14 protein-coding genes are annotated in these 14,503 nt (G+C 71.5%); 4 read left to right on the top strand and 10 right to left on the bottom strand.

Annotated elements, in window-relative coordinates:
* Positions 1-44 precede the first annotated feature (44 nt).
* Positions 45-1,484 (top strand): gamma-aminobutyraldehyde dehydrogenase, encoded by a 1,440-nt coding sequence (locus AAW14_RS18090; RefSeq protein ID WP_265564900.1) that lies wholly within the window; start codon positions 45-47, stop codon positions 1,482-1,484.
* A gap of 250 nt (positions 1,485-1,734) precedes the next feature.
* On the top strand, positions 1,735-2,925 hold the full coding sequence (locus tag AAW14_RS18085; RefSeq protein WP_265564899.1) for an ABC transporter substrate-binding protein: 1,191 nt from the start codon (positions 1,735-1,737) through the stop codon (positions 2,923-2,925).
* A gap of 84 nt (positions 2,926-3,009) precedes the next feature.
* On the opposite strand, the gene AAW14_RS18080 is transcribed toward AAW14_RS18085, so the two are convergent.
* From AAW14_RS18080 to AAW14_RS18040, 9 genes are all read right to left on the bottom strand, one after another.
* On the bottom strand, positions 3,010-3,225 hold the full coding sequence (locus AAW14_RS18080; protein WP_265564898.1) for a hypothetical protein: 216 nt from the start codon (positions 3,223-3,225) through the stop codon (positions 3,010-3,012).
* A gap of 359 nt (positions 3,226-3,584) precedes the next feature.
* Positions 3,585-3,803: a hypothetical protein gene (locus AAW14_RS18075; protein WP_265564897.1), complete on the bottom strand. Its 219-nt coding sequence runs from the start codon at positions 3,801-3,803 to the stop codon at positions 3,585-3,587.
* A 609-nt stretch (positions 3,804-4,412) separates the two neighbouring features.
* On the bottom strand, positions 4,413-5,795 hold the full coding sequence (locus AAW14_RS18070) for a Ni/Fe hydrogenase subunit alpha (protein WP_265564896.1): 1,383 nt from the start codon (positions 5,793-5,795) through the stop codon (positions 4,413-4,415).
* Positions 5,792-6,580, bottom strand: coding sequence for an oxidoreductase (locus AAW14_RS18065; RefSeq protein ID WP_265564895.1), 789 nt, complete (start codon positions 6,578-6,580; stop codon positions 5,792-5,794). The genes AAW14_RS18070 and AAW14_RS18065 overlap by 4 nt, the downstream gene beginning before the upstream one ends.
* A 1-nt stretch (position 6,581) precedes the next feature.
* On the bottom strand, positions 6,582-7,388 hold the full coding sequence (locus AAW14_RS18060; RefSeq protein ID WP_265564894.1) for an FAD/NAD(P)-binding protein: 807 nt from the start codon (positions 7,386-7,388) through the stop codon (positions 6,582-6,584).
* Complete coding sequence (locus AAW14_RS18055; RefSeq protein WP_265564893.1) at positions 7,385-7,861, bottom strand: cyclic nucleotide-binding domain-containing protein; 477 nt, start codon at positions 7,859-7,861, stop codon at positions 7,385-7,387. The genes AAW14_RS18060 and AAW14_RS18055 overlap by 4 nt, the downstream gene beginning before the upstream one ends.
* Positions 7,858-9,027: a 4Fe-4S dicluster domain-containing protein gene (locus tag AAW14_RS18050; protein WP_265564892.1), complete on the bottom strand. Its 1,170-nt coding sequence runs from the start codon at positions 9,025-9,027 to the stop codon at positions 7,858-7,860. Before AAW14_RS18050 ends, AAW14_RS18055 begins: the two co-directional genes overlap by 4 nt.
* Positions 9,028-9,203: 176 nt before the next feature.
* Positions 9,204-9,728: a hydrogenase maturation protease gene (locus AAW14_RS18045; RefSeq protein ID WP_265564891.1), complete on the bottom strand. Its 525-nt coding sequence runs from the start codon at positions 9,726-9,728 to the stop codon at positions 9,204-9,206.
* A gap of 180 nt (positions 9,729-9,908) precedes the next feature.
* A complete protein-coding gene (locus tag AAW14_RS18040) occupies positions 9,909-10,634 on the bottom strand; it encodes a CBS domain-containing protein (RefSeq protein ID WP_265564890.1) in 726 nt (241 codons plus the stop codon).
* 523 nt (positions 10,635-11,157) lie between these two features.
* Here AAW14_RS18040 and AAW14_RS18035 point away from each other — a divergent pair.
* Together AAW14_RS18035 and AAW14_RS18030 are read left to right on the top strand one after the other, a co-directional pair.
* Entirely contained in the window at positions 11,158-11,853 is a 696-nt protein-coding gene (locus AAW14_RS18035) for a CBS domain-containing protein (protein WP_265564889.1), read from the top strand.
* A 61-nt stretch (positions 11,854-11,914) separates the two neighbouring features.
* The gene (locus AAW14_RS18030; protein ID WP_265564888.1) at positions 11,915-13,645 is read left to right on the top strand and encodes a GAF domain-containing sensor histidine kinase; all 1,731 of its coding nucleotides are present in this window, start codon (positions 11,915-11,917) and stop codon (positions 13,643-13,645) included.
* Between the two features lie 52 nt (positions 13,646-13,697).
* Here AAW14_RS18030 and AAW14_RS18025 read toward each other — a convergent pair whose 3' ends face one another.
* Entirely contained in the window at positions 13,698-14,399 is a 702-nt protein-coding gene (locus AAW14_RS18025; RefSeq protein ID WP_265564887.1) for a response regulator, read from the bottom strand.
* Positions 14,400-14,503: the final 104 nt, after the last annotated feature.

Here is a 14,503-nt window from a genome sequence, read left to right as displayed (position 1 = left end):
GTGGGTGTCTCAGTGATTGGACACCCGAACTTGGAGGGCCGGCAGTGAGCACCGAGCTGCGTCGTCTGCGCAACTACATCGACGGCGAATTCCGTGACGCCGCCGACGGAAGGACCACCGAGGTGGTCAACCCCGCGACCGGCGAGGCCTACGCGACGGCTCCGTTGTCCGGGCAGGCGGACGTCGACGCCGCGATGGCGGCCGCCGCCGCGGCCTTCCCGGCCTGGCGCGACACCACGCCCGCCGAGCGCCAGAAGGCCCTCCTGAAGATCGCCGACGCGTTCGAGGAGCGCGCCGAGGAGCTGATCGCGGCCGAGGTCGAGAACACCGGCAAGCCGGTCGGGCTGACCCGGTCGGAGGAGATCCCGCCGATGGTCGACCAGATCCGCTTCTTCGCGGGAGCGGCCCGTATGCTCGAGGGCCGCTCGGCTGGCGAGTACATGGAGGGGATGACCTCGATCATCCGCCGCGAGCCGGTCGGCGTCTGCGCCCAGGTCGCGCCGTGGAACTACCCGATGATGATGGCCGTGTGGAAGTTCGCCCCGGCGATCGCGGCGGGCAACACGGTCGTCCTGAAGCCGTCGGACACCACCCCGGCCTCCACGGTCCTGATCGCCGACATCATCGGCTCGATCCTGCCCAAGGGCGTCTTCAACGTCATCTGCGGCGACCGTGAGACCGGCCGCATGATGGTCGAGCACCCGACCCCGGCGATGGCGTCCATCACCGGATCCGTCCGTGCGGGCATGTCCGTCGCCGAGTCCGCGTCCAAGGACGTCAAGCGCGTCCACCTGGAGCTGGGCGGCAAGGCGCCCGTCGTCGTCTTCGAGGACACCGACATCGCCAAGGCCGTCGAGGACATCTCGGTGGCGGGCTTCTTCAACGCCGGCCAGGACTGTACGGCCGCCACCCGCGTCCTCGTCCAGGAGTCCATCCACGACGAGTTCGTGGCCGCCCTCGCGAAGGCCGCGAGCGAGACGAAGACGGGGCAGCCGGACGACGAGGACGTGCTCTACGGGCCCCTCAACAACCCGAACCAGCTCAAGCAGGTCTCCGGCTTCATCGAGCGCCTGCCCGCCCATGCGAAGGTCCAGGCCGGCGGCCACCAGGTCGGCGACAAGGGCTACTTCTACGCGCCGACCGTCGTCTCGGGCCTCAAGCAGGACGACGAGATCATCCAGAACGAGGTCTTCGGCCCGGTCATCACCGTCCAGCCCTTCACGGACGAGGAGCAGGCCGTCGAGTACGCGAACGGCGTCGAGTACGCCCTCGCCTCCTCGGTGTGGACGAAGGACCACGCGCGTGCGATGCGCCTGTCCAAGGTCCTCGACTTCGGCTGTGTGTGGATCAACACGCACATCCCGCTGGTCGCGGAGATGCCGCACGGCGGCTTCAAGAAGTCCGGTTACGGCAAGGACCTCTCGGCGTACGGCTTCGACGACTACACGCGGATCAAGCACGTGATGACGTCGCTGGACGCGTAGGCGCCGCTTCGACGGCGCGCGGCCCCGGACGGGACATCTCCCGTCCGGGGCCGCGCTGTTGCCGGGTACGTGCCGTGCGCGGCGGCAGGCATGGGGCCGGGGCGCGAGGAGTCCGCTGTCCCCAACTGCCCATCGGCGACCGCTCGTCGGGCCGCTCGGTGACGGCGGGTCGACAAGGTGTCGGCTCTCCCCGGGGCCGCTCGACGGGGCGTCCATTGTCCGGCCGCCGGTCCGGCGGCATGCTGCGGGGATGCCCCGGACTCACAGGACGCCCGCTCCTTCCCGCCGGTCCCTGCTGCGCGCCCTCGGCGGGAGCGCGCTGCTCGGCGCGCTCGCCGGCTGTGGCGTGCCCGCCGCCTATGTCCCACCGGGCGACCGGGCCGTCCCCGATGCGTCTGCCCGGGACAAGCGACTGACCTGGGCGAACTGGCCTCTGTACATCGACACGGACGACAAGAACCCGAACCGGCGGCCGACGGTGGACGGGTTCGAGAAGCGGACCGGCATCGCGGTCGACTACGTGGAGGAGATCAACGACAACGACGAGTTCTTCGGCAAGATCAGCCCTGCGCTGATGAACCACCAGCAGCCCGGCCGGGACCTGATCGTCATGAGCGACTGGATGTGCGCGCGGTTCGTACGCCTCGGCTGGGTGCAGGAGATGGACCCGGCCCGTCGGCCGAACGTGACGCGCCACCTGGATCCGCTGCTGCGTTCGCCCGCCTTCGACCCGGGACGGAAGTTCACGGTGCCCTGGCAGTCCGGAATCACCGGCATCGCCTACAACCGCCGTAAGCTCGGCCGCGAGATCCGGCACGTGTCCGACCTGTGGGCGAGCGACCTCAAGGGCCGTGTCACCCTGCTGTCCGGCCTGGACGAGGCGTTCGCGCTGCTGATGCAGGGCAACGGCGTGGACATCACCCGGTGGACCGCGGACGACTTCCACAGGGTCTGCGACCAGGTCGAACGGCATGTCCGCGGCGGCCTGATACGCCGGTTCACGGGCAACGACTACACCAAGGACCTGGTCAGCGGAGACGTACTGGCGTGCCAGGCGTACTCGGGCGATGTGATTCAGCTCCAGGCGGACAACCCGGACATCCGCTTCGTCGTACCCGAGGAGGGCGCGGAACTCTGGGCCGACTCGCTGATGATCCCCAACCGTGCCCGCCACAAGGCGAACGCCGAGCGGCTGATCGACTACTACTACGAGCCGGCGGTCGCCGCCGAACTGGCCGCCTGGGTGAACTACGTCTGCCCGGTCCCGGCTGCCCGCTCGGTCCTCGCCGCGTCCGGGGACAAGGACAGGGCGGCCCTCGCCCAGAACCCGCTGATCTTCCCCGACTCCACCTTGCGGGCACGCCTCGCGGTCGCCCGGGACATCACCTCCACGGAGCGGGTGGAGTTCGCTCGGCGGTGGAACCGGATCGTGGGGCTGTAGCGCATCGAGGGGTGTTGTACGGCGAGGACCCTTCTGGCGCCGTCCGATGGCCGGGCGGGTGTCGCCCGGCGACCGGTGGCGGGGTCAGGGCAGGGCGATACCGTCCAGCTTCCCCGCCTTGGCGTCGTCGATCAGTGAGGAGAACTGGTCCGCGCTCATCTGGACGCGCTGGCCGAAGTCGTCGGTCAGGACGACCCGGCGGTCGGCCGGGGCGCTCGGGTCGACGAAGAGCTGAGGACAGCCGCAGTTGCAGTTGCCGCAGAACGTCGCCACGGGCTCCAGCCCGCTGATGTCGGTCATGCCTCTCCACCTCCATGGGGTGCGGCGCGCCGGTGTCCGGACCGGTCGCCGCGGGGACTGCCCAGGAGATACCCGGCGCAGTGCGAGAGGACGCGCGCCACGACTGCGTGCCGGGGGCGTGGCGACCGGCCTGCGTGCTGTCGTGCTCCGTCGTCCGCTTCCGTTGCCTCGGTCTTGACAGAGGTGACGGGAACCGGACGGATCCGGAATCCGACCAGTGGGAGGGAGGCGACGAGCACAGCCGGGCACTCCCGGGCAGCGCCGGTGCGGTTGCCGTCCAGCCATGGTCGGCAGGGCCTGCCGGTCCGGCCGATGGGGGGTGGGCGGCGGTTGCGGGGCTCACGCCGGTGCGGTGACCGCTATGCAGTGCTGTTCCAGTCGTATGGTCCGCCGCCGCGCCACTCGATCAGCTCGGGGTCGTCGATCGCGCGGTCCTCGGCGGGCAAGCCGGCGCGGTGGAGGAACTCGAACACGTCGAAGAGGCTGTAGGCGGTGCCCACAGGCTCGCCGTGGATCGTCACCCGACGCCCACCGTCGGGCGAAGGCGGGAGCACAACCACAGGAGGTTGCTCGTCCATGGCACCACCATGCGCCGCAACCGGTCGGCCTGCAGCTTGGCGGCCCCGGGCAGCTCCCACACTGCCCGGGCGGGGACAGGAGGATCGCGGGTGCCGGGCGGCGACAGGAGGATCGCAGGTGCCGCTGTGCGTGTCGGCGCGGTCGGCCGGGTCGTCACAGCCACTACGGCGATCCAAGCCGGTCGCGGCACCTTCGCTCCTCGAGCCGCGTGAGGCTCGGCGACCCCGTACCCGGGCCGCACGTGAGGCGGCCCTCGTCAGTGGCTGCCCGATCGGCGAACGATGCGTTCGCGGGCGCACCTCGACCGCCTCGCCGACGGGCTCGAAGAGCTCCGAGGGCGCCAGGCAGGCCGCGTCGGGCAGCGACCCGACCGCCCGTGGTCCGGGTATTGCCGGGCTGGTTGTGGGCGTGCTGGATCTGGCTGCGGCGGTGTTCGCCGTCGTGCGCGGCCGCTCCACCGGATCCCGGGCCGAGTAGAGCATCTGCGCTGCCGACGGAAGCCCGTCGGCAGGGCAGATGCCTTCGGTGCGGAGTACACCCGGTCATTCGGACCGGTCCCGGTGCGGAGGTGTCTCCGCCCGGACGTGGTTCGTTTCGCCCGGCTCGCCTCACACCGGGTCCGAGTGTCGCTCGATGTCCAGGTCCAGGAAGTGGGCCGAGCACGAGATGCACGGGTCGTGGTTGCGGACGGCCCGTTCGCACCGGCGGGCGAGATCGGCGTCGGATGTCGGCCCCTGTGCCAGAGCGGCCTGGACGAGTACGCGTAGGTCCTCCTCGATCGCGCCCTGGTTCTGCGCGGTGGGCGGGACGAGGGAAGCCTCGGTGATGCGCCCCTCTTCGTCGATCGCGTAGCGGTGGTAGAGCAGGCCGCGTGGTGCCTCGGTGGCGCCGTGCCCCTCGCCGGCCCGGGGAGGAACGTCCGTATACGGGCGGGGCGGGGGCTCGTACGCGTCGATGATCCGGAGGGCCTCCTCCACCGCGTACAGGACCTCCACGGCCCGGACCAGGATGCTGCGGTAAGGGTTCCGGCAGGCCTCGGTCCGCGTCCTTCCCTCTGTGCCCCGGGCCAGAGGCGGGTCGCCCAGCCCGGCCTCCCGGGCGGCCTGAAGGGCCCCCGGGGACAGCAGGTGGCCGCTGACGGCGTAGCGGGCGAGGGAGCCCGTGAGGTGTCTGCGGCCGTCCAGCCGGGAGTGGAGTGCGGTGGAGTGCGGGACCTGTTCCTCGGTGACGTGGTCCCGGAAGTCGTGTACGGGGAAGCTGCGCGGCGGGAGCGTGCCGTCCGCCGGAAGAACGGTGGGTACGCCCGACTCGATGGCGTATGTGCCGGGCTCGGCCAGGGCGAGCAGGTCGGCGTCGCACTCGGCGTCGGGAAAGTCGAAGCCGGCGACCCAGCGCACGGTGTCCCAGGCGTCGTCGAGCGCGATGCGCAGGCGCTCCGCGAGGGGGCGCAGCTCGGACCGGGAGGGGACGCGGTGGAAGCCGCCCAGGCGGACGTTGACGGGGTGGATGGCACGTCCGCCCAGCAACTCCATGATGGCGTTGCCGGTCTGCTTCAGCCGCAGCCCGCGCTCGACGTGGGCCCGATGCGTGCGTGCCATGGCGATCGCGTCGTCGTGGCCGAGGAAGTCCGGAGCGTGCAGCAGATGAATGTGCAGGGTCTGGCTCTCGATCCACTCACCGCAGTACAGAAGGCGGCGCAGGGCGGCGAGTTGACCGTCCACGACGGCTCCGCACGCGTCCTCGACGGCGCGGCAGGCGCTGAGCTGGTAGGCGACCGGACAGATCCCGCACACGCGCGAGGTGATGTCGGGGGGCTCGGAGTGGGCCCGGCCGCGGAGGAAGGCCTCGAAGAACCGCGGGGGCTCGTAGATCCTCAACCGTGCCTCGGTGACGGTGCCGTCGAGGATCCGCAGATGCAGTGCGGCCTCGCCCTCCACGCGGGTGATCGCGGGGATGCGAATGATGCGTGATCCGGCGTCGGGTTCGGTCACGGCCGGTCCTCCTCCACCGCGGTGAAGGCGGTGACGTTGAAGGTGTGCAGGAACCTCCTGATGTCCTCGTCGCTCATTCCGTCGCGCCGCAGCACCGGGACCAGGGCGGGCAGGTTCGTGGTTCCGGCGGGTCCGAAGCAGCCGTAGCAGCCGCGCCCGTAGGTGGGGCAAAGGGCTCCGCATCCGGCGTGGGTGACGGGGCCGAGGCAGGGCGTGCCGTGAGCGACGAGGACGCAGACGTTGTCGCGTTGCTTGCAGGAGAAGCAGACGCTGTGGTTCGGGATGCCGGGCTTGCGGCCGGCGAGGAAGGCGGTGATGACCTCCAGGAGCTGGCCCCGGTCGATGGGGCAGCCGCGCAGCTCGAAGTCGACGGGCACATGGGCGGAGATCGGTGTGGAGGTGGCGAGGGTCTCGATGTAGTCGGGGCGGGCGTAGACCGTCTGCAGGTACTCCGTCACGTCGGCGTGGTTGCGCAGTGCCTGGACGCCTCCGGCGGTGGCGCAGGCGCCGATGGTGACGAGGTACCGGGACTCGGCGCGGATGCGCCGGACGCGCTCGACGTGTTCCGGGGTGGAGACCGAGCCTTCGACGAGTGACAGGTCGTACGGTCCGGGCGCGACGTCACTGGACGCTTCCAGGAAATGGGCGATCTCCAACTCATCGGCGATGCCCAGCAGTTCGTCCTCGCAGTCGAGGAGGGTGAGCTGACAGCCGTCGCAGGAGGCGAACTTGAACACGCCGAGCCGGGGACGCGCGCGCTCCGGGGGCGGGGCGGGATCGTTCAACTCACAGCTCCCGTACGGTGAGAAGCGGCTCGGCCAGGTCGTAGCCGACCACGGGGCCGTCGCGGCACAGCAGCAGGGGGCCCAGCTGGCAGTGTCCGCAGTGGCCGGTGGCGCAGCGCATGTTGCGTTCCAGGGAGACCCGCACACGGTCGGCGTGTACACCTCGGTGCAGCAGCGCGCGGGCGGTGGCGCGGATCATGACCTCGGGGCCGCAGACGAACGCGGTGGTGCGCTCGGGCGTGAAGGGCGCCTCGTCCAGCAGTGAGGTGACGACGCCGACCCGGCCCGTCCAGCCGTCGGTGGGCCGGTCCACCGTGATGGCGCCGAACGGCCTTCTCCAGGCGGCGAACTCATCCTGGTACAGCAGGTCTTCGGGAGTCCGGGCACCGACGAGGACGTTCAGCCGCCCATAAGCGCCGGGCTCGGACCGGACGGTGTCGATCAAGGGGCGCAGCGGGGCGAGGCCGATGCCCCCGGCGACGACGAGGACATCGTGTCCCCGGGCGGCCGCCAGGCCCCAGTCGGTACCGAAGGGACCGCGCAGGCCGACCGACGCTCCCGTCGGCAGCCGGCACAGTGCGCGCGAGACGGCGCCGACCGCGCGGACGGTGTGCTCGAGGCGCCGGTCGCCGGCCGTGCGGGACACCGAGACGGGGATCTCGCCCGTTCCGAAGGCGTACACCATGGCGAACTGGCCCGGTGCGAAGGGCCGTAGGGACTCTCCGGCCGGCTCCAGGTGGAGCGTGACGGTGTCGGCGGTCTCACGGCGACGGTCCACGACCCGATAGGAGAGCGGGACCGACGTCATGGCCTCGGTTCGCTTCCCTGAGGTCCGTACAGGTCGAGCAGGCGTGTGCGCGTGGCGCGCAGCCGGTGGCCGATCGTCTCGGCGACGAGGGTGACCAGTGCCAGGCCGAACTCCGGATGCGCGGCGCACACCTCGCGCACCTCGATGGCGTCGAACTCCCAGGCGCTGATCGGGCTTGTGGTCTCGGCCCCCAGATGCCACCGGCGCGGCGGGCACAGCCACGACCAGCCGAGAAGGCTGCCGGGGCCGATCGTCTCGACCACGGCGCGACCGCGGCCGGGAATCTGGATGTCGAGTGCGACGACGCCCGTGCGGATGATCCAGAAGCGCTCGGCGTTCTCGTCCTCCTCGAAGAGCCGGACCGCTCCGGGGCGGGTGACCTCGTGTGCGAGGTCCATGAGCCGCGCGCAGTGCTTTGCGGAGAGCCCTGCAAGGATGCCCGTCCCGGGATGGGCGCCGGCCCCTGAGGTCATCGCGCGGTCCCCCTCTCCGTGGCCTCCTGGTGCAGGGCGTGTGCCTCCTCGGTGAGGTCGATGCCGGTGGGGCACCAGACGATGCAGCGGCCGCAGCCGACGCATCCCGAGCTGCCGAACTGGTCGTGCCAGGTGCCGAGCTTGTGCGTGAGCCACTGGCGGTAACGGCTGCGTGGGGTGGCCCGGACCGGGCCGCCGTGCAGGAGGGAGAAGTCCAGGTCGTAACAGGAGTCCCAGCGGCGCCAGCGCTCGGCGTGATCGCCGGTCAGATCGGTGACGTCCTCCGTGGTGGTGCAGAAGCAGGTGGGGCAGACCATGGTGCAGTTGCCGCAGCTCAGGCAGCGGGAGGTGACGTCGTCCCAGCGCTCCGCCTCCAGGTTGTCCCGCATCAGCGTGTGCAGGTCGACCGGCGGCATGGCCCGGCCCATCCGCTCTGCGGCTCGGCTCACGGCCCCGGCCGCCGCGGTACGGGTGGTGTCGTCAGCGCTTCGCCGCGGGAGTTCCGCGAGTACCGCGGCTCCTTCCTCGCTGCCGATCCGGCACAGGAAGCGGTGACCGTCGTCGTCCGTCACCTCGGTGAGGGCGAGGTCGTATCCGGTGTCCACGCCCGGCCCCGTGCCCATGGACACGCAGAAGCAGGTGGCCCCCGGCTCGGTGCACTCGACCGCGATCAGGAATGCGCCCAAGCGGCGGGAGCGGTAGGCGGGATCCTCGTACCGGCCGCCGGTCATCACACGGTCCAGGATCCGGATGGCCCGCAGGTCGCAGGGGCGCACCCCGAGGAAGGCGTAGGAGATGCTCCGCGGCTCGTCCTCGCGCAAGGTCGGCTCGCCGCCGTTTTCACGGTCGGCGGTCCACTGGCGGACGCGCTGGGGATGCAGGAACGACTTCCAGGACTGCGGCCCCGCACTGTGCGCGAAGGCTGCGTCGTCGTGCCTCGGACGGATCCGGTACTGCCCCGCCTCCAGTTCGACCCCCCAGCCGTAGGGCAGTTCGTCTCCGGAGTCCAACTCGGCCAGGACGACCGCGCGGTCCCGGACCGTGGGGCCGATCACCGTTCGGCCGCGTCCCTTCAGGACACGCACCAGCGCGTCCAGACCGTCGCGATCCAGGACCGCGTCGACCTGCCCGTCCAGGGCCGCTCCCGCATCTCCGGGACTGGTCATCCTCATTCCCCTCGATCCTGGCCACCGGGCGGGGAGATTCCGGACACTCGGCAAGCTCCACGCGCCGTCAGGGAACGGCTCGAACCCCGACTACTGACAGAGTGTCAGGTACGAGTGCCGCGCTGCTCGACGCCGGTCCGGCGTGTCCCCGGCGGGCAGTCCCGGACGGGAGACCATCAGGACCCCTCGGCGGGGAGGCCCCGCAACGCGGTCCCGGCGTGCCGTACGACCTCCCCCTCGACGCACGCCACCAGCGTGCGTACCGCCTCGGCCACCGAGGGGGTCAGTCCCGTGCCCAGGGACCGGTCCGCTCCCTCGACCGCGTACACGACGAGACGGCCGGGCCCGCGTCCGAGGCTGTGGGCGAGACGCACCGTGTCGACGAGCCCCAGCCCGTGGGTGCTGTGCCGCCGGGCCGCAGGGGCCGAAAGCGCGTCCGCGGCCGGGCACCACCGGTGAATCCGCCCAGGACGCGGGGAGGAGGAGAAGCAGGCGTCGACGACGACCGCCAGGCCGGTGTTCTCCCACAGCCCGATCAGCCGTCCGGGATCCCCGTCGCACTCCCGGAGCACGGTGCCCGGCGGCAACGGGCGGGCCAAGGCCCGTTCCCTCAGCAGCGCGACCACGGCCGGTCCGGCACCGTCGTCGCGCCGGAACTCATTGCCGATGCCGATGATCGCCGCGTCGACGAGAGCTGTCACCGACCTGTCACCCGTCTCCCTTTCGAGTCCGGTCCGCGAAGGCCCGAGGCGCGCGGGAAGGCCCACGCTAGCTCTCAGCCGTCCTCGGGCGGTGCGGCTCTCCCCCCGGGGTGTCGTGGGCGGGCCCGGCCGGCACGGCCGCTCCGCGGGACGACGGAGCCGGCCGCGCGGGTCATCACGTCACCGGCGGTGCGGGGAGGCCTCGTGAGCGCCGCCCTGCGTACCGTGCACCCGCGGCGGCTCGACACCGGCCCCGATGTCGGCGTAGGTGTAGCCGATCGACTGATGGACGGCCACGACGCCGTCGACGGAGCGGCACAGATGCTCGATGACCGGGATGGCCGCCCTCTCCTCGACCCGGCCCGTCAGCGTCACCACGCCTTCGCGCACGTCGACACGCACGCTGCCCGACGGAACACCCAGGGTCTCGCGCAGCACGTCGTGGTAGATCTCGTCGCTGATGGCTCCGTCGCTGCGCAGGAAGGGCCGCAGCAGATCGCTTCGGCTGACGATCCCCACGAGCTTTCCGGTCTCGTCGACCACGGGAAGCCGCTTCACGTTGTGGCGGTACATGGTCCGGGCGGTCTCGGCGACGTTCCAGCCGGGCCGTGCCGTCACCGCGGGCGCGGTCATCATCGCTTCCGCGGTCTCGGCCCCGGCCCGTGCCCGTTCGTCCAGACCGAGTCGCCGGCCCGGCGATCGCCCCTCCGGATCCGGCACGCTCGCCGCCTTGCGGAGCAGGTCCGCCTCGGACACGACACCGACGGGACATCCGGCGTCGTCCACGACGGGCACGGCCGTGACGTCGTTGTCGCTCAACAACTGGGCGATCTGCTTGAAGGTCGAATCAGGGCGCGCCGTGACGACATGGTGGGTCATGACTTCTGCGATGGTCCGGTGCTGCATGTTCCGCGCTCCTTCCGGGCGTGCGCCGCACCGGGCCCGGCGATCCCGGGGTGCGTGCGGTTCGCCGGAGTTCCCCCGGGTGAGGGTCACACCCGTGCGGCTGCGGCCGATGCGCTGTCTCCTCGGTAGCGGCAGCGGCCGACACGTCCAGTGCACTGCGCCCGCCGGTGTCCGCGCTGGTGCCGACCAGTCCCGCGGAGGGGGCCGAAGGTCCCGCCGCGGCCCCGGCGGGGCGCTGCTCGGACGGCGGGCGCGCCCTCCGCCTCGTCTTCCGGACGGCGCGTCACGGCTCGGGCCGTATCTCGGCGGTCGCCGACAAGGAGCCGATCGCCTCAGCCTGTCTCCGGGGCCGTGGAAGAACTCCCGAGTGCCTGATCGGCAGGGGTGGCATCGGCCGGGCGGAGGGACTTTCGGGCCCACGTGCCCGGGCTGTTCGGCCTCAGCACGCCGGCAGCGCGCGCGGTGGACTGGAGGTGTCGTCGGCCTCGGCCGTTCCAGGGCCACAGGAAGGGGGTGCCCAGCGATGAGGCACCGCAGCGTGGGCGATCTGATGACGCCCACCGCAGTGAGCGTGCGTCCCGGCACGACGTTCAAGGAGATCGCGCGCCTCCTCGACGAGTACGACATCACCGCGGTTCCGGTGGTCGACGACGACGGCCGGCCCGTCGGGGTGGTGTCCGAGGCGGACCTGCTGCGCAAGCAGACCTCCGTGGGCGTCGGAAGCAGCGCCCGCGACCTGATGACGAGCCCCGCGGTGGTCGCGCAGCCGGAGTGGAACGCGGTCCGTGCCGCGCGGACGATGGAGGAGCGGAAGGTCAAGCGCCTTCCGGTGGTGGACGGCGACGGCCGGCTGATCGGCGTGATCAGCCGCGGCGACCTGGTGCGGTTGTTCCTCCGCAGGGACCACGCGATCCAGGAGGAGATCCTCGAGGACGTCGTCGTGCGGACGCTGGGACTGTCACCCTCCGCGCTCACCGTCGAGGTCACCGACGGCAGGGTCACGCTGAGCGGCACGGTGGAGCGCAAGAGCCTGGTCCCGGTGACGGTGCGGCTGTGCGAGAGCGTCGACGGCGTCGTGGACGTCATCGACCGACTCGGCTTCGACCGGGACGACACCGCGGACAGGACGACGGCCGCCGCACCCCCGCCCGGCGCAGATCACGGTCCCGCGCCGTGGCCCGTCACCCATTATCGTGAGGAATGGAGAGCTGCCGATTGAGCTGCACCTCGTGTGCGTGGGTGAGCTGCACCTCGTGTGCGTGGGCCGGTCGGAGGAAGCGATGAGCGGCGATGGGTGCGAACGGCCGGAACAGCACCTGCCCAAGTTGCGGCTGGACGAGCTGCTGGACGAGCTGCAGGCCCGTATCGACGCGGCACGGGGTACGCAGGAGCGGGTGCACCGCCTTCTGGAGGCGGTGCTGTCGGTCGGACGGGAGCTCGACCTGCCACACGTGCTGCGGAGCATCGCGGAGGCGGCGGTGGTGCTGGTGGACGCCGAGTACGGTGCCCTGGGCGTCATCGGGGAGGACCGTATGCTCTCGGAGTTCCTCACCGTCGGCATCAGCGAGGAGCGGCGCGCGGAGATCGGGGAACTGCCCAGCGGGCACGGCATCCTCGGGGAGCTGATCCGGCATCCGGAGCCGCTGCGCCTCGGCGAGATCTCCGAGCATCCGGCCTCCTACGGCTTTCCCGCCCACCACCCTCCCATGCACTCCTTCCTCGGCGTGCCCATCCGGGTGCGCGACCAGGTGTTCGGGAACCTCTATCTCACGGAGAAGCGCGGTGCCGCGGAGTTCGACGCCGAGGACGAGGCCGTGCTCTCGACGCTGGCGGTTGCTGCGGGCGTCGCGATCGAGAACGCCCGGCTGTACGAGGAGGCGCGGCTGCGTGAGCGCTGGCTGAGGGCGAGCTCCCTGGTCACCAGCGCCCTGTTGTCGGGTGCGCCCGGCGAGCACGTACTGGAGCTGACCGTCGAGCAGGCGCGGGAGATCGTCTCCGCGGATGTGGGGATGATCGCCGAGCGGGTGGCGGGGGAGGACGTCCTGCGGGCGCCGTTCGCGGTGGGACTGGGGGCGCAGCGGCGCCGGGGTCTGGCGATGCCCGGGCAGGACGGATTCGTGGCGGCCGCCTTGAGCACGGCGGAACCGCTGGTCAGCCCGGACATCCAGCAGGATCCCCGGATCGATCGTGGTTCCGCTCTGTGGGCCGGGCTGGGGCCTGTGGTCGGTGTGCCGCTGAGCGCGGGCGGCAAGTCCATCGGGGTGTTGCTGCTGGGCCGTGCGCAGGGGCGCGCCCCCTTCCTGGACACCGAGGCCGGTTCCCTTCTGGGGTTCGCGGCGCAGGCCGCACTGGCGATGGAGCTGGCGGCGCGGCGCCGGGACGCGGAGCAGATCGCGCTGCTGCAGGACCGCGACCGGATCGCCCGGGACCTGCACGACCTGGCGATCCAGCGGCTGTTCGCGGCCGGCATGACCCTGCAGAGCACCCAGCGCTTCGTCGACCACCCCGAGGCGGCCGAACGGCTGTCGCGTACCGTCGACGACCTCGACGAGACGATCAAGATCATTCGGTCCACCATCTTCGGGCTGCGCACGCACGGGGGCGCGCAGGAGGAGGCCGGACTGCGCAGACGGGTGTCCGAGACGGTGAAGGCGTCGGCGGCCCCGCTCGGCTTCACCCCCGCGCTGCGGGTCGAGGGGCTCGTGGACACCGATGTCCCGGACGGGGTGGCCGATCATGTGATCGCGGTCCTCGGCGAGGCCCTGACCAACGTGGCCCGGCACTCCGGAGCCCGGTCCGCGGATGTTCACCTGCGGCGCGACAAGGGCGAGTTGACGCTCACGGTGACCGACGACGGCTGTGGGACGCCGCGGAACGCCGTGCGCAGCGGGCTGCGCAACCTGGAGGAACGGGCGGTCGCCCTGGGCGGCACGCTCACGGTGTGCGAACGCCACGAGGGCGGCGGGACACGGCTGAGGTGGAGCGTTCCGATGCGTTCGGCTCAGAGATGACCGCCCGGCGTGGTGCGCAGCCCCTGCCCCGTGCGTCCCGGACGGCCTGGGATCACGGCCAGGAGCGGTCGTGGGATCCGGGCGCATCCAGGTGGGAGGCGAGGACCGCGGCCTGGACACGGCGCTGGACGCCGAGCTTGGCGAGCAGCCGTGAGATGTGGTTCTTGACGGTCTTCTCCGACAGGTAGAGCTGCTTGCCGATCTCGCGGTTGGTGAGCCCGTCACCGATCAGGGCGAGGATCTCCCGTTCCCGCGGGGACAGGCTCGCCAGTTCGGGCGCCGTGGCCGGCTGCTCGCCGGAGCCGGCCCGGAGCGAATGGATCAGCCGTGCGGTCGTCGCGGGATCGAGCATGGACTGGCCGGAGGCGACGGTGCGGACCGCGGAGACGAGGTCGGAGCCCCTGATCTGCTTGAGCACGTAGCCCGCGGCCCCGGCCATGATCGCGTCGAGCAGTGCCTCCTCGTCGTCGAAGGAGGTCAGCATCAGACACGCCAGCTCCGGCATCCGGCTGCGCAGCTCACGGCAGACGCCGATGCCGTCGCCGTCCGGGAGGCGCACGTCGAGGACGGCCACGTGCGGCCGTACCGCAGGCCCCCGGACGAGCGCGTGTTCGACGGTGTCGGCGTCGCCGACCACCACGATGTCGGGTTCGGCATCCAGCAGGTCGGCCAGGCCGCGTCGTACGACCTCGTGGTCGTCCAGCAAGAAGACCCGGATCGGATCCTGCTCGCTGAAGGTACGTGCGTCGGTCATGACGACCTCTCGTTCCGCGGTGGAGGACGGACTGCTCGTTCCCCGGTGGAGGACGGACCGGGACCGTCCTTGAGGAAGATCGTCGCCCGCCCCGACCGGACGCA

Origin of the sequence: Streptomyces hygroscopicus (assembly GCF_026168105.1) — a bacterium.
Lineage (GTDB): Bacteria > Actinomycetota > Actinomycetes > Streptomycetales > Streptomycetaceae > Streptomyces > Streptomyces hygroscopicus_D.
Note: the sequence above shows the minus strand (reverse complement) of the source record. Positions and strands in the feature narration are given on the sequence as shown.